This is a genomic window from Micromonospora cremea (genome assembly GCF_900143515.1).
Taxonomy (GTDB): Bacteria; Actinomycetota; Actinomycetes; order Mycobacteriales; family Micromonosporaceae; genus Micromonospora; species Micromonospora cremea.
Map to the genome: position 1 here is coordinate 422,612 of NZ_FSQT01000001.1, position 13,761 is coordinate 436,372.

Sequence of the window (13,761 nt, forward strand, 5' to 3'; positions counted from 1 at the left end):
TTCCCGCTGTGGGGAACCCTCCGGTGGTCCAACTCCATCCGTAGCTTGAACTCTTAGCTCGCGATTCCGACGATCTGCTTGGTCGTCTCCGGCTGGTTCACCATGGCGAGCATGTGGTGTGCGACGTCGGCGCGAGGCACGGAGAACCCGCCCCGGATGTTGCGGTTCAATGCGGTCCGGTACGTGCGGGTCAGCGGCTTGTCGGTGAGCTTCGGCGGGCGCGAAACCGTCCACTCCAGACCGCTGTCCCGTAGGATCTGCTCGGTCACGGCGAGGTCGGCGTAGTGCCGGCCGAACAGCGTCCGAGCGAACCGGCTGCCCAGGTGCCGCATGAAGAAGCCGTCTCCGGGATCGTGCTTGGATGGTGTCGGCTGGCCGGGCACCGGTACCGGCCCGACCGGTGCGGCGCTGACGATGATGATCCGCCGGACGTGCTCGGCCTGCATGGCCGCGACGATCGCGCGGGTGCCGCGCGAGGTGATACCCACGTCCGCGCGTGGGTCCCGCGGGCCGAGCGCGGATAGCACGGCGTCGGCTCCGCGCACGGTTGAGGCGAGCGCCGGCATGTCGGGCTGGGCGAAGTCGACGGCGACCGCCCGGACGCCGGCCGGCAGGTCACGCGGGTGGCGGGCCACGGCGGTCACCTCATGCCCACCGGCCACTGCCTGCTCTACCAGGTGCCTGCCGATGCCGCCGGTGGCGGCCACGATCGTGAGCTTCATCGGTGTCCCTCTCCGGCGAAGGCGGCGCTGTGATCCATTGCCCACGTGGCGTAGGCCCGCGCCGGGCGGCCCAGCAGTCGCCGCACGGTGTCGGTAGTGGGGCCGGCTTCACGCGCGTAGTCGGCCAGCGAGCCGAGCAGCCGGTCGGGTACCTCGTCGGGTAGGCCGGCGGCGAGCATGCCGCGGTGTATTTCGTCCGGTCCGGCCTCGACGAACGACAGCGTTCGGCCAAGCGCTCCACCGATTGCGGCGACCTTCTCCGACTGGGTCAGCGACTGCTCGCCGGTGAGCAGATACGTCTGACCCGCGTGTTCTGGGTAGGTCAGGGCGAGGGTGGCCACCGCGGCGATGTCCCGCTCGTCGACGGTCGAGGTCCTGGCGCTCGGGTACGCACCCCGCACGGTCCCCGTCGCTTGGATCTGCCTGGCCCAGACGAGCGTGTTGGCAGCGAAGTCGGTGCAGCGCAGAATCGTCCAGTCCAAGCCGCAGTCCCTAGCGATGTTCTCAACGGCCTGAAACTGCTGCCGGAAGCGTGCGTGCCCGGCCGGGTACTGCACGGTCACGGCGGACAGGACCACGACTCTCCTCGTACCTGTCTTGCCGCGATGGGCCAGCAGGCCGGCGGCGGCGGCTCCGACGGCGCGCGGGCTGAGCAGGATGCCCTCCACGCCGTGCAGGGCGGAAACCTCGTCGGGATGGACGAGCTGCGCGCCCGCGGGGAGGTCGGCGTTCGGATTGCGGGTGACGGCGGCTACCTTCGTTCCTCCGTCGAGCAGCAGCCGGATGGCTTCCCGGCCGACGACGCCGGTAGCGCCGGTAACCAAGATCATAAGCCGAATCCCTTCAATGTCGTATTATACGGTCGTCATACTAACTGAGTTTGGAACCCAAACAATATGAGTAACGTAACATCTGGAGACCGGCGCGTCCGGAGGCATCTCACCGCAGAGATCAAGAGCTCCCTGCGCGACCTGCGCAACCAGCTGTCGATGCTGAACCGGCAGGTCGGGATCCAGCTCGACCTCAAGGACATCGACATGGACTGCCTCGACCTCATTAGCCGGCACGGGCCGCTGAGCCCCAGCACCCTGGCCCGCCGGGCCGGGCTGCACCCGGCCACCGTGACCGGGATCCTCGACCGGCTGGAACGCGCCGGCTGGATCGCCCGCGAACGCGACCCCGCGGACCGGCGTGCCGTCACCGTCCGGGCGCTTCCCGACCGCGGAAAGGAGGTCTACCGGTTGTTCTCCGGGATGAACTCGGCGATGGACTCGATTTGTGCCGACTACGACGAGGAGCAACTCAAACTGCTCGCTGACTTCCTCCGCAAGAGCACCGACGCCGGACTCACCGCAACCCGCGACCTCTCGGCCAGCGGTGCCTGACTACACCCCCAACGACCAGCGTCGACGGCTGGGGCGCACACGATTGCGTCGCGAACACGCGCAGACGGCCGTCCAGGATCAGCGGAGCAGCACGAAGCTGGGCGACAACTCCGGCGCTGGCTGCCGCTGGCGGTACGTTGCCTCCGCCGCCGAAACCCACGACCCGGGTCGGACCCACACTGTCGTCAATAACCACCAGTTACACCGAAAATCGGATAGCCCCGATCCAAGATCAGGAACACTCAACTGCCGCGCAGCGGGCGTTGACACTGACTATGTGTGGTAACGCACCGTGAGGTATGACTACCTCTCCCGCTTCCGGCTCAGTCGTCTCCCCTGATCGTGTTGTTCGGCGTGCGGCGGTAGCTGCCTACCTCGGCCGCTACCGCGGTGACACACGGCTGCACACCCAGTCCGACCTGCGCGTCTACCTGACCTGGTGCACCGACCATGACCTGGATCCGCTGTCGGTTGCACGCACGGACATCGAGCGGTACGTGCGTTGGCTGCAGGACGTACGCCGATTCCAGCCCTCGACCGCCTCCCGCCGCCTGTCGATCGTGGTCGGCTTCTACCGAGTCTGCGTCATCGACGGCATCCTGCCGAACTCTCCCGCCGACTACGTCCGCAGACCTACAATGCCGCCCGAATCACCCACCCTCGGACTCGGCCACCTACAGTTCGAAGCCCTGATCACCACTGCACGCCTATCGGCCAACCCGAACGACTTCGCCCTGGTCGCCATGCTCGGCCTGCTCGGGCTACGGATCTTCGAAGCATGCGGCGCCAACATCGCCGACCTCGGCGAGGAACACCGCCACCGCGTCCTACGCGTCCGCGGCAAGGGCGGCAAGGTCGTCCTGGTTCCGCTGCCACCCGCAGTTGCCAGGGCCGTGGACCGGGCGGTCGACGGCCGCCTCGACGGTCCGATCTTGCGCAACACCCTCGGGACGCGGATGGACCGGCACGCTGCAACCCGCCGGCTCAAACACCTCGCCGCCAGCGCCGGGATTCGGATGCCGAGGATGCACCCACATATGCTGCGTCACAACTTCGTCACCACCATGCTCGACGCCGGCGTCAGCCTTCGCGACGTGCAGATCGCCGCCCGCCATGCCGATCCCCGTACGACCATGCGCTACGACCGCGCCCGCAAGAACCTCGACCGCCATCCCAACTACATCCTCGCCGCCTACATGGCCTCCGGAACATAGCAAAACATGACGAGCGGATCTGCCGATGAGCGAATACTCGACCTTGCTGCGATTCTGCTCGGTCGGTCCTGAGCCAGCATCCGCCGGGGAACCGTCCTCTAGTACTCCAGCCGGGGATGTTGACCTTGGCTGAGCTGCGGTTCGATGCGGTGTGGGTACGGGGGCAGCCACCGTCGATCATGGACGGTTGTGTGGACTGACCATGACGCAGCGGTGGCTGCCGGATACAGGGTAGACGCCCAGCGGTGGCGTGTGTTGTTCGACGATCTGATGTTGACGGTTGGGCAGCGTTTCCGCAGGCCCGAGCCGCGTCGCCGGGTGCGTGACTTCGTTCGAGGGCTGTTGGCGCCGCTACCGCGGAAGAACTGCTGGACCATCGCCGAGCACGCCGGGGACGCTGGCCCGGACGGGATGCAGGACTTGCTGATGCGGGTGATGTGGGACGACGCCGAGGTTCGTGCCGATGTCCGCGAGTTCGTCGGTGAGCATCTCGGTGATGTCGAGGCCGTGCTGGTCATTGACGAGACGGGTGATCTGAAGAAGGGCCGGCACACCGTCGGTGTGCAGCGGCAGTATTCGGGCACGGCCGGGAAGATCGAGAACTGTCAGCTCGCCGTGCACCTGGTCTATGCCACCGAGACTGCTCACGCGATGCTCGACACGGCCCTCTACCTGCCGAAGTCGTGGTGCGACGATCCCGATCGCCGCGCCGAGGCCGGTGTTCCTGAGCAGGTGCGCTTCGCGACCAAACCGCAGCTGGCGACCCACATGATCGAGGCCGCGGTCACCGCTGGGCTGCCGTGCCGGTGGGCGGCCGGCGACGAGGCCTACGGCAACGATCCCCGCCTGGCCGCCCGGCTGCGTCAGCTGCGACTGGCCTATGTCCTGGCCGTGGCCTGCTCACATCAGGTGATCACCGGCCTCGGCGTCTACCGCGTCGACGCTCTCGCCGCCGAGCTGCCCGCCACCGCCTGGCAGCGGGTGTCCGCTGGTCAGGGCGCGAAAGGCCACCGCTACTACGACTGGTCCTTCATCGCCCTGCCCCACGCCACCGACGGCCAGGGCGGGCACCACTGGCTGCTGATCCGCCGCAGCCGCCGCACCGGTGAGCTGGCCTTCTACCGCTGCTGGGCACCCGAGTTCGTCACGCTCGGCACTCTCGTCGCGGTCGCCGGCCGACGCTGGAAGATCGAGGAATCGTTCCAGTCCGCGAAGACCGGCCTCGGCCTGGACCAGCACCAACACCGCCGCTGGGCCTCCTGGCACCGCTGGACCACTCTGGCCATCCTCGCCCACGCGTTCCTCGCCGCCGCGACCGCCGAGCACCGCAACCGCTACAAGCCGGTCGGGCTGATCCCGCTGACCGTCAACGAGCTACGCCACCTGTTCCACGTTCTGATCACCGAACCCGCCCGCCGACGCTGCGACCCGCTCTCCTGGTCCATCCGCCGACGCCGCCACCAAGCCAGAGCCATGACCAGCCACTACGCCCGACAAGCCCTCATCGAGCCGTGATCACGATCCCCGGCTGGAGTACTAGACGCAACGCCGTTCAGTTAGGCGGCGTGGTGGGTTGTCAAGCGTGTCGTGGAGACGAAGCAGCGGAGCTCCGGTATAGAGGGTGGTCACTCTAAGACGCCCTTGCACCTGGAGCTCCGCTGGCTGATCAGATTGCCATAACTCGGACGGTGACGGTAGCCGCGGGTGTGTTCGCGCCAGGTCACCTGGGCGAGTTGACTCGTCTGGTGCCGTTCGAGATGGTCGATGATGTCCTGGCCTCGACCAGGCGTACCGAGTCACGGGTCCGGCTGTTGCCGGCCCGGGTCGTGATGTATTTACTGCTCGCGGGATGCCTGTTCGCCGAACTGGGATACCAGCAGGTATGGCGCAAGCTGACCAGCGGATTGTCCGGCCTGCCGATCGTCTCGCCCAGCGGCAGCGCGTTGCGCCAGGCCCGGCAACGCCTCGGCCCGCAACCGGTGCGGGCGTTGTTCGATCTGCTGCGTGGCCCGGCCGCCACCAACGCCGCCCAGGTGCGCTGGCGTGGTGTCTGCTGCTGGCCGTAATCGACGGAACCCTCCTGACGGTCGCGGACTCAGCCGCGAACACCGGCCGCTATGCCAAACAGCGATGCAACAACGGCGCATCCGGCTACCCCCAACTACGGCTCAGCGCCCTGAAGTCCTGCGGCACCCGCTCGGTCCTGGACGCCGTGTTCGACCCGGTCAGCACCGGCGAACTCGACCAGGCCCGCCACCTCGCCCGCAGCCTACGGCCCGGGATGCTGCTGCTGGCCGACCGAAACTACGCCGCCGCCGACCTGGTCACCACCCTGGCCGCGACCGGCGCGCACCTGCTCATCCGCTGCAAGAACGGCCGCAAACTACCGACTCTGCGCCGCCACCGCGACGGCTCCTTCTCCTCGGTCATCGGCGGGCTACCGATCCGGGTCATCGACGCGCAGATCAGCATCACCACCACCGAGGACACCCGCACCAGCGGCTACCGACTGATCACCACGTTGCTCAACCCGCTCACCCATCCCGGCGCCGAACTGATCCGGCTCTACCACCAGCGCTGGGAGATCGAGACCGCCTACCTCGAACTCAAATCCTCGATCCTGGGCGGACGTGTCCTACGCGCCCGCACCCCCGACGGCGTTCAGCAAGAGATCTACGCCCTGCTCAGCGTCTACCAACTACTCCGCACCGCGATGGTCGACGCCACCGACAGCCGGCCCGGCCTCGACCCCGACCGGGCCAGCTTCACCACCGCCCTGAACACCGCCCGCGACCAGATCGTGCACGCCGCCGGCGTCATCGCCGACACCGCCATCGACCTCGTCGGCGTCATCGGCGCCGATGTTCTGGCCCACCTGCTCCCCGACCGCCGCCTGCGCACCAAGACACGCATGATCAAACGCTCGAACAGCAAATACCAAGCCCGCGGCCCCAACACCGACCGACGCAGCTATCAAGCCACCACCAGCATCGACATCGTCATCCCCGACCCTTGACGCCCGCACCAACCGCCTAACTGAACGGCGTTGGTACTAGACGCGCTCGGTTTGTTCAGTTGCCCGCTGCCAACGCCCACAAGGTGGGTTGGTCACGCGTCAGGTCGCTCGAATGCCGTACCCGATCGCGGACTGCGCGGGAGCGTGTGCTGAATCCCTGCTGGTGTGGCGCGCCGGACGCGCCACCACGGCCCGAGCTGCACGATACCGAACGACACCTCGACGACGAGAAACAGCCACAGCAAACCCGAGACACCCTGCGCGAGCGCGTACCCCTGCCATATCGCGAACAAGGCGCGCGCGACCCCGTCGAGGAGCCCATGCACCGGCATCGGCCTGACGATGCGCAGCGCTGCCCAGACGACCACAACGGAACCCATCAGGTTCGCATACAAGGTCTGCATGGGGTCGACGGGCGGTAGTGCGCCCAACCCGAGCGCCTCGCCCAACGACGTCAGCAAGCGGTGCAGCAGCACATATGTCCAGGGTGTGGCGAACCCTGCGGTGACGACGAGGTCGTACCAGGCGCTCGCGCGCACGACGTGAAGGTAGGCAGGGCGGAAGGGGTCGCGAACGCGGATCACGGAGGCTCCTGCTGGCTCGGGACTTGACGCCTCACGCTAAAGGGTGGAGTACGGTCCAAGGTCAAGCTCGAGCTTGCGAGGAGAGAGAGCATGCGTATCGGCGAGTTGGCCGCGCAGGCGGGCACAACCAGGGACACCGTTCGGTTCTACGAGAAGCTCGGCCTCGTCGTGGGGCGGCGGCTGACAAACGGATACCGCGATTATCCGCCCGAGGCGGTGACCTGGTTGCGACACGTCCGCACCGCGCAGAGGCTCGGTTTCTCCTTGGCGGAAATCGCTCAGCACGGTGAGCAACTGCGCGACGCGACGGATGACGGACCAGCGTTGTCGGCGCTGTTGGAGGAGAAGATTCGGATCATCGACGAGCGCATGGCCGCGCTAGCGGCGCTGCGGGCCGACCTGTCCGCTCGCATAGGTGCGGCATGTCCGTTGCAGGCGGCAGGTCAGGTCGGCTGAACGAGCCGCTTTACGACCCATGCCGAAAGGTCCCGGAGCCACGTGTCTCGGTCGGATGCACGCTTCTGCCGCGAAGCGCTCGTCACCGAAGGTGACGTCGGCACCGGTCTGCGACGTCCGGACGTGCCGACCCGGTCATTCGCTAGCTTCCGGGCCCCGTTACGGATGATCGTCGGCGCTGCCCGTGAATCCACTCCAGCTCCGCCGCCAAGGTCACTGCTTGCGACTGGGGGCAGCGGCCGAACCCGTTGCGGGGTCCCGGGCAGTATGACCTGACCGCTGTATCCGGGACCCAGGACGATGGCCGCCCCGTTGGTGGGCGGGGCGCCGACGACGCTGCTCTCCACCGCCGGTATCGCAGGAGCGAAATCCGGCCCGCCCAGGTCTCCGGCGTCCGCCGCGTCACCGTCGCCCATGATCACTCCTTCTTGTCGTGGGCTCCGCGCCTGCCGGGGCCCGGTGAACCCGCCCGCGCCAGCTCGGCCTCCGGCACACAGCATATCTTGTCTTCCACTATATTAGGTGGATGAGTTCTCGGACGATGACGGAACCAGCCTTCTTCATCCTCACCGCGCTGCTCGACGCTCCGCGCCACGGCTACGGGATCGTCGCGGAGGTGGCAGAACTGTCGCGGGGGCGGGTGCAGCTGAAAATCGGCTCCCTGTACGGGGTCTTGGACCGACTCGTCGGTGATGGCCTGGTCGAGCTGGACCGCGAGGAGGCATGGCAAGGACGGTTACGCCGGTACTACCGGTTGACCGAACAAGGCCGCGACGCCCTCGACGCAGAGGCTCAACGGCTGGCCGCCAACGCGCGCCTCGCCTCGACCCGGTTGCGCGAGCGGCGGAACCCGATCACGGGGACGCCGTCGTGAGCCGGCTGGAGGAGCGCTACCGGTTCGTTCTTCGGCTGCTGCCCGCCGCATACCGGCAGGAATGGGAAGACGACATGGTCGCCGCCTTCCTGGACAGCATGGACACCGGCGACTCCGAGACCACCGCGTATGTCACGGACTACGGCCGGCCGAGCCTGTCCGAGGTCGCCAGCATCGTGTCCCTCGCCGTGCGGTTGCGTCTCGGCGGGGCGGACGCGCCACCCCGCTCGTACGCCTGGGGGCAGGCCGCGCGACTGGCGACCCTGATGGCGATGCTGACCCACGCCGTCATGGTCACCGCCAGCATCGCCGTCACACTGTGGCTCTCCGGGAAGATCGCCTGGTTGCCGGCGCCTGCACCCGAATGGGCACTCATCCCGCCGGGGAGCATCTGGCACACCGCGTGGGACCTGGCCGGCTACGCCTGGTTACCGGCCTACATCGCGCTCGTCCTCGGACACCGACGCGTGGCCCAGGCAGTCGCCCTGCTCGCCGTCGTGCCTCCCGCCATCACCACCGCCGTGCAACAAGCCGGTGATGTACCGCTGTCCGTGTCGCCCTGGGCGATGCTGCTCATCGACGTCGTCTTGCTACTCGCCATGGCGGCCTTCCACCACGGCGCCCCACCGGTGCCGCGCCGCCCCTGGCTCCTCGCGCTGCCGATCGGCATCCTCCTCGTCCCCGTGCCGCTGTTCACCATCCAGGCGACCACACCGGCGCTGAGGCTCGTGGACTGGCCGGGCCTGTCCTGCGCGGCGGTTACTGCTGCCATGGTGATACACCTGACCGTTCGAGTATCCCGTCGTCGTCCTCGCACGCTGCCGTGGTCGCTGGCGCTCACCCTGCTCGCCGTAGCCACGCTCGCCCTGCGAACCGCAACCCTGCTCGATTACAGCGACCAGGCACAGCACACAACCCTCGCCACGATCGCTTCCGTGCAGGCAATCGCCGTCCTGGCGGTGGGCGTACCGCTCGCCGTAATAGCCATCCGGGCACTGCGCCGACTTCCATCGATCCCCACCGTCGCCCCAAGACCCACCACACCGACGTAGGAACTCGCCCAACCTCGGCACCACCGGCCCGAGACGCAAGCCCCATCGGCCGCGCAGACCACAACGGAACGTACTGTCATCAGCGTAAGTCGTTTTGGTCAAGCTTCTGGTCGGTGCCTCGGCCGTCGTCTGTCCCTGCATAGCGGTGATGGGGTTGGTCCCCGGCAGCGTGTAATCGGGTTGATGAGACGACGGGCCGGGGCTGCCCATGATGACAGGCGAGGTCACAGTGCGTGTCTCAATGCCGCGTAGGGCTCGCCCCGGCCGTCAGCTTGAACGCCGCGACGAAGAATCAGGCGGCTAGAGCCACCTGCCTGCGGTGGTGGCTGCCGTAGGTGGCGATGTCGGCGTTCCACGCTCGTCCGGTGGTGATGACGGCGTGCAACTGGCGCAGGATCGCCGCGGCGATGACGGTCTGGGCTTGGGTCGCCGTGAGCTTGTTGGTCTCCCGGGTGGTCAAATGCTGGTAGCGGGCGGCATAGACGGCATTGCTGCGCTGGGCGCCCCAGACTGCCCGCCAGGCGGCCAGACGCAGCGCGGGTCGGCCCTGGCCGGTGAGTTTGGTGCGGCCGACGAACGTGCCGGACAGTTTCTCCCGCGGTGCGAGGCCGGCGTGCTTGACCAGGGCGCGGGCGGTGGCGAACCGGTTCGGGTCACCCGTCTCGGCGAGGATCGCCGCGGCGCCGACGGCCGATAGGCCGGGGAGGGAGGTGGCCAGATCGGTCAGCTTGAGCTCGTCGAGGACGCGGGTCATCCGGGTCTCGGTGTCGGTGAGCTTGTCGGTGGCGGTGTGCCAGTCCTGCAGCAGGAACGCGACCCGCTCCAGTGCACCGGGCCGGTGGGCGATCACCCCGGTGGGGTCGGCCAAGGCGGTGAACAGGTGCCGCAGGATGCGCAGCGAGGGTTTGCACCCGCCGCGGCGGGTGATCTCACGGCGCACGGCCTGCTCGAACCGGGCCGCACCGAGGCGTCGGGTGCGGGCGAGGTCGCCGCCGTCACGCTGGCAGATCACCGTCATCGCTGCAGCCCAGGTGCGCCGACCGAAACGGCTGCTTGGCGGTATCGAGCGCGGCGGGCCAGACACACTCGAGCAGGGCGCGAATCTGCTGGACCTGGCTGACCATCTCGATGATGAGCTGTTCGCGGCGGGCGCCCAGATGCCGCAGCCGGCCCCAGGTCTCATCGATCGGCTCCGGCACGTAGCAGCGCAGCTGCGCGGTCAGCCGAGCGATGAGCACAGCGTCCTTCTCATCGGTTTTGTCCGAGGTCAGGTCCTCGCTGCGCCGCGCCCACGAGGTCAGCATCGGCTGCACGCACACGAACGGCATCGCCCGGTCCGCAGCGAGCTGGCCGAGGACCCGCCAGCGGTGCCCGGTCGGCTCGCACGCCACCGTCACCCCCGCCCAGCCTTTCGCCGCGGCCCGCTCGGCGGCCCAGTCCAACACTGCCCCGAGATTCCAGGCGCGGCAGCGGAATGTCTTACGGGCCAACACTTTCGAGTCGTGATCGGTGACTACGACCATCTGCTTCGCGTCGGCCAAGTCGATCCCCACGATCGCGTTGGTCACCGGCACCAACGCCCGCAGCCGAGCAAGCCGCGCGTTGCGGTTGCGATCACCCCGGGACACACCGCTACCGTTACCCATGAACGTCCTCCTCCTGCGATGGGACACCAAGCCCGACAAGCGCATCAGGGGGACGTTCCTACGTCCTGCATCGACACGCAGAACGTCTTTCTATGCCGCGAAGCGCTCGTCACCGAAGGTGAGGTCGGGCACCGGTCGCCGGCGTCCGGACGTGCCGATGAGCGGACGTTCGATGCGGTTCCGTGTCTGCGCGGCGGTCGCAGAATCTCATCTCAGTCCTGTTGCCGGTCGGCTGGGTGGACCAGCCTCTCAGCGCCCACCGCCGGGCGGCGGCCCGCCCGTCCCGACACCGTTGAGACGGCCGGGGAGTGACTTAGCCGACCGGTGACGACGGGTATGACGATCGCCGCAGCGATGATGTGTGCCAGGGCGAGCATCAGCTTGGTCGAGGTCGCGGTGGCACCGGCGAAGTACGGCCCGGCCATGGACACCGCGGTCAGTGCGATGGTGGTCCATAGGTAGGTGCGGGCTGGGCGGCGGGCGTAACGGGCGAGAAGCACCGCGAGGATCGTGCCCCAGAACACCGACGTCGCCGTGCCCATGGCGAACATGCCAATGGTGATAGGCCCGGAGACGGAGGCACCGATGGTGCCCGCCACCATCGGTATCCCCACCGCGCGGGCGGCCAGGCCGTAGAGCTCGGTCGCGACGGCTGCGGCTAGTCCGGCCAGCACGCTGATCAGCCACACCGGCCGGGTGGCGAGGACGTCGGTGGACGGGACCGTCGTGGTACCCATGATGGTTCTCCCTTGGTCGTGGCTGCCTTCTCCAAATGGACGGAGCGGTGACCCTGGGCTCGACATCGCCGGCACAGAAGAATTTTGGTAGGGATGTCGAGGGTGGCGTGCCGGCTCCGTTTGCGAAGTGACAGCGCGCCGGCTGTGGCGCGGACGGAAGGATGAGCCTGATGAAGTACATGCTGCTGATCTATGGCAACCAGGAGAAGTGGAGCTCGATCCCGGCTGAGACCTGGCCCGCGGAAATCGCCAAGCAGGACGCGTTCAACAAGAAATACCAAGGGACCGGCGAACTGCTGGGCGCATACGGCCTGGCCGACGCCGCAGCGGCCCGCCTGGTGCGGCGCACGGACGGTGCCCCGGCGGTCACCGACGGGCCGTACCTGGAGACGAAGGAGTACCTCGCCAGCTTCTACCTGCTGGACTGCGAGAACGAACAGCGGGCGTACGAGATCGCCGCGGACATGCCGTGGGCCGACGTCGAGCCGGTCGAGGTGTGGCCGGTCCTGCACGAGGCGGCCGCCGACCTGTGATTCCTGACCGGGACGTCGAGGACCTGCTGCGCGAGCTGGCGCCGCAGGTCCTCGGCGCGTTGGTTCGCCGGTACGGGCAGTTCGACACCTGCGAGGACGCGACGCAGGAGGCGCTTCTTCGGGCCGCGACGCGGTGGCCCGCCGAGGGCCCTCCGGACAACCCCCGCGGGTGGCTGGTCACCGTCGCGTCCCACCGGTTGCTCGACGAGGTCCGCAGCGACCAGGCCCGGCGGCGGCGCGAAGACGCGATCATCGCCGCCACCCCGCAGTCGGAGCTGCTGGGCCGGCCCGCGGACGCCGAGCCGGGCGCCGACCGCGACGACTCCCTGACCCTGCTGTTCCTGTGCTGCCACCCGGCGCTGTCGCCGCCCAGCCAGATTGCGCTGACCCTGCGCGCGGTCGGCGGCCTCACCACCGCGCAGGTCGCTGCCGCGTTCCTGGTCCCGCAGGCGACCATGGCGCAACGCATCAGCAGAGCAAAACAAAGCATCAGAACCAGCGGTACGACGTTCGTGATGCCGAAGGGCCCGGAGCGCGCCGAGCGGCTGCGCGCCGTGCTGCACGTTCTGTACCTGCTCTTCAACGAGGGCTACACCGCCACTACCGGCCCGGACCTCACCGCGCCTCAGCTGTCCAACGAGGCGATCCGGCTCACCACCTGGTTGCGACGGCTGCTCCCCGACGACGGCGAGGTGAGCGGGCTGCTGGCCCTGATGCTGCTCACTGAGGCGCGCCGACCCGCCCGTACAACACCGGACGGTGCGTTGGTGCCGCTTGCCGAGCAGGACCGCAGCAACTGGGACCGGAAGCTCATCGCCAATGGGGTCGCACTCGTCACCGAGACGCTGGCCCGGGGCCCGGTCGGCCCGTACCAGGTGCAGGCGGCCATCGCCGCGGTCCACGACGAGGCCGAGCACATGGAATCGACCGACTGGCCGCAGATCCTCGCCCTGTACGAACTGTTAGAGCAGCTCGCGCCGGGGCCGATGGTCACGCTCAACCGTGCGGTCGCCGTCGCCATGGTGCACGGCCCGTCAGCAGGGCTGGTTCTGCTGGCAGCGCTGGAATCCGACCAGCGGATGGCACGCCACCACCGCCTCCTCGCGACCCGCGCCCACCTGCGCGAACTGGCAGGCGAGCACACCACAGCCGCGGCCGAATACCGCGAGGCCGCGCGACGCGCCACCAGCCTGCCCGAGCGCCGCCATCTCACCGCTTGCGCCATGCGACTCGGATCATGAGGGCGTCCCACCACTCAAGTTGATGAACCGGGGCCGCCCAACCTTGGCCGATAGTCTGCCGTGAAATTGCGGAACTCGATCTGCTTAAGAACATGCGCTCATCAGCCGCAGACCGAGCGGTTGAGGTGCGCGGCTGGATCACCGGGCGTCGCCGCCTCGTACGGCGTCTGGCCGCCACCGTGGATGGCGCTGGCGATTGTCAGAGGCCCGTGGTCGTGGACGACGCTCGCCGCAACCGGCACGTGCACGAGGAGTCCGACATGCCGGCCCGACGTCGAGACCGTCGTGAGCATCGAGGCCC

General features: G+C 68.2%; 17 protein-coding genes. 10 read left to right on the top strand and 7 right to left on the bottom strand.

Going from position 1 to position 13,761, the window contains the following annotated elements; all coding sequences use genetic code 11:
* Positions 1-53 precede the first annotated feature (53 nt).
* Together BUS84_RS01875 and BUS84_RS01880 are read right to left on the bottom strand one after the other, a co-directional pair.
* Positions 54-722 (bottom strand): NAD(P)-dependent oxidoreductase, encoded by a 669-nt coding sequence (locus BUS84_RS01875; RefSeq protein ID WP_074308220.1) that lies wholly within the window; start codon positions 720-722, stop codon positions 54-56.
* A complete protein-coding gene (locus BUS84_RS01880; RefSeq protein ID WP_074308222.1) occupies positions 719-1,552 on the bottom strand; it encodes an NAD(P)H-binding protein in 834 nt (277 codons plus the stop codon). Before BUS84_RS01880 ends, BUS84_RS01875 begins: the two co-directional genes overlap by 4 nt.
* Before the next feature lie 66 nt (positions 1,553-1,618).
* Between BUS84_RS01880 and BUS84_RS01885 the strand changes: the two genes are divergently transcribed.
* From BUS84_RS01885 to BUS84_RS01900, 5 genes are all read left to right on the top strand, one after another.
* Complete coding sequence (locus BUS84_RS01885) at positions 1,619-2,107, top strand: MarR family transcriptional regulator (RefSeq protein ID WP_074308224.1); 489 nt, start codon at positions 1,619-1,621, stop codon at positions 2,105-2,107.
* A 299-nt stretch (positions 2,108-2,406) separates the two neighbouring features.
* Positions 2,407-3,321 carry a tyrosine-type recombinase/integrase gene (locus BUS84_RS01890; RefSeq protein ID WP_074308226.1) on the top strand — a complete coding sequence of 305 codons (915 nt, stop codon included), beginning with the start codon at positions 2,407-2,409 and terminating at the stop codon, positions 3,319-3,321.
* Positions 3,322-3,591: 270 nt separating this feature from the next.
* Positions 3,592-4,836 (top strand): IS701 family transposase, encoded by a 1,245-nt coding sequence (locus tag BUS84_RS01895; RefSeq protein WP_167627036.1) that lies wholly within the window; start codon positions 3,592-3,594, stop codon positions 4,834-4,836.
* Between the two features lie 173 nt (positions 4,837-5,009).
* Positions 5,010-5,387, top strand: coding sequence for a transposase domain-containing protein (locus BUS84_RS39345; RefSeq protein ID WP_244298325.1), 378 nt, complete (start codon positions 5,010-5,012; stop codon positions 5,385-5,387).
* Between the two features lie 14 nt (positions 5,388-5,401).
* A complete protein-coding gene (locus BUS84_RS01900; protein WP_244298527.1) occupies positions 5,402-6,337 on the top strand; it encodes an IS4 family transposase in 936 nt (311 codons plus the stop codon).
* Between the two features lie 92 nt (positions 6,338-6,429).
* On the opposite strand, the gene BUS84_RS01905 is transcribed toward BUS84_RS01900, so the two are convergent.
* Positions 6,430-6,921 (bottom strand): hypothetical protein, encoded by a 492-nt coding sequence (locus tag BUS84_RS01905; protein ID WP_074308230.1) that lies wholly within the window; start codon positions 6,919-6,921, stop codon positions 6,430-6,432.
* A 90-nt stretch (positions 6,922-7,011) separates the two neighbouring features.
* Here BUS84_RS01905 and BUS84_RS01910 point away from each other — a divergent pair, with 90 nt between their 5' ends.
* From BUS84_RS01910 to BUS84_RS01920, 3 genes are all read left to right on the top strand, one after another.
* Complete coding sequence (locus BUS84_RS01910; RefSeq protein ID WP_074308232.1) at positions 7,012-7,377, top strand: MerR family transcriptional regulator; 366 nt, start codon at positions 7,012-7,014, stop codon at positions 7,375-7,377.
* 526 nt (positions 7,378-7,903) lie between these two features.
* Positions 7,904-8,251, top strand: coding sequence for a PadR family transcriptional regulator (locus tag BUS84_RS01915; RefSeq protein ID WP_244298326.1), 348 nt, complete (start codon positions 7,904-7,906; stop codon positions 8,249-8,251).
* On the top strand, positions 8,248-9,303 hold the full coding sequence (locus tag BUS84_RS01920; RefSeq protein WP_074308236.1) for a hypothetical protein: 1,056 nt from the start codon (positions 8,248-8,250) through the stop codon (positions 9,301-9,303). The genes BUS84_RS01915 and BUS84_RS01920 overlap by 4 nt, the downstream gene beginning before the upstream one ends.
* A 292-nt stretch (positions 9,304-9,595) precedes the next feature.
* On the opposite strand, the gene BUS84_RS01925 is transcribed toward BUS84_RS01920, so the two are convergent.
* The 3 genes from BUS84_RS01925 to BUS84_RS01935 form a co-directional block, all read right to left on the bottom strand.
* A complete protein-coding gene (locus BUS84_RS01925; protein ID WP_074307998.1) occupies positions 9,596-10,321 on the bottom strand; it encodes a transposase in 726 nt (241 codons plus the stop codon).
* Positions 10,299-10,877, bottom strand: a complete 579-nt coding sequence (locus tag BUS84_RS01930) for an IS110 family transposase (protein ID WP_244298523.1) — start codon at positions 10,875-10,877, stop codon at positions 10,299-10,301. The genes BUS84_RS01925 and BUS84_RS01930 overlap by 23 nt, the downstream gene beginning before the upstream one ends.
* 284 nt (positions 10,878-11,161) lie before the next feature.
* Complete coding sequence (locus tag BUS84_RS01935) at positions 11,162-11,686, bottom strand: DUF6069 family protein (protein WP_074308238.1); 525 nt, start codon at positions 11,684-11,686, stop codon at positions 11,162-11,164.
* Positions 11,687-11,856: 170 nt separating this feature from the next.
* Here BUS84_RS01935 and BUS84_RS01940 point away from each other — a divergent pair, with 170 nt between their 5' ends.
* Together BUS84_RS01940 and BUS84_RS01945 are read left to right on the top strand one after the other, a co-directional pair.
* Entirely contained in the window at positions 11,857-12,219 is a 363-nt protein-coding gene (locus BUS84_RS01940; protein ID WP_074311912.1) for a YciI family protein, read from the top strand.
* Positions 12,216-13,460, top strand: a complete 1,245-nt coding sequence (locus tag BUS84_RS01945) for an RNA polymerase sigma factor (RefSeq protein WP_074308240.1) — start codon at positions 12,216-12,218, stop codon at positions 13,458-13,460. The genes BUS84_RS01940 and BUS84_RS01945 overlap by 4 nt, the downstream gene beginning before the upstream one ends.
* A gap of 101 nt (positions 13,461-13,561) precedes the next feature.
* On the opposite strand, the gene BUS84_RS01950 is transcribed toward BUS84_RS01945, so the two are convergent.
* On the bottom strand, positions 13,562-13,753 hold the full coding sequence (locus BUS84_RS01950) for a hypothetical protein (RefSeq protein WP_074308242.1): 192 nt from the start codon (positions 13,751-13,753) through the stop codon (positions 13,562-13,564).
* Between the last annotated feature and the right edge of the window lie 8 nt (positions 13,754-13,761).

Bases quoted from the DNA above. Each gene is read 5' to 3' on its own strand.
- BUS84_RS01875 (WP_074308220.1), bottom strand. From the start codon at position 722: ATGAAGCTCACGATCGTGGCCGCCACCGGCGGCATCGGCAGGCACCTG.
- BUS84_RS01880 (WP_074308222.1), bottom strand. From the start codon at position 1,552: ATGATCTTGGTTACCGGCGCTACCGGCGTCGTCGGCCGGGAAGCCATC.
- BUS84_RS01885 (WP_074308224.1), top strand. From the start codon at position 1,619: ATGAGTAACGTAACATCTGGAGACCGGCGCGTCCGGAGGCATCTCACC.
- BUS84_RS01890 (WP_074308226.1), top strand. From the start codon at position 2,407: ATGACTACCTCTCCCGCTTCCGGCTCAGTCGTCTCCCCTGATCGTGTT.
- BUS84_RS01895 (WP_167627036.1), top strand. From the start codon at position 3,592: ATGTTGACGGTTGGGCAGCGTTTCCGCAGGCCCGAGCCGCGTCGCCGG.
- BUS84_RS01910 (WP_074308232.1), top strand. From the start codon at position 7,012: ATGCGTATCGGCGAGTTGGCCGCGCAGGCGGGCACAACCAGGGACACC.
- BUS84_RS01915 (WP_244298326.1), top strand. From the start codon at position 7,904: ATGAGTTCTCGGACGATGACGGAACCAGCCTTCTTCATCCTCACCGCG.
- BUS84_RS01925 (WP_074307998.1), bottom strand. From the start codon at position 10,321: ATGACGGTGATCTGCCAGCGTGACGGCGGCGACCTCGCCCGCACCCGA.
- BUS84_RS01935 (WP_074308238.1), bottom strand. From the start codon at position 11,686: ATGGGTACCACGACGGTCCCGTCCACCGACGTCCTCGCCACCCGGCCG.
- BUS84_RS01940 (WP_074311912.1), top strand. From the start codon at position 11,857: ATGAAGTACATGCTGCTGATCTATGGCAACCAGGAGAAGTGGAGCTCG.
- BUS84_RS01950 (WP_074308242.1), bottom strand. From the start codon at position 13,753: ATGCTCACGACGGTCTCGACGTCGGGCCGGCATGTCGGACTCCTCGTG.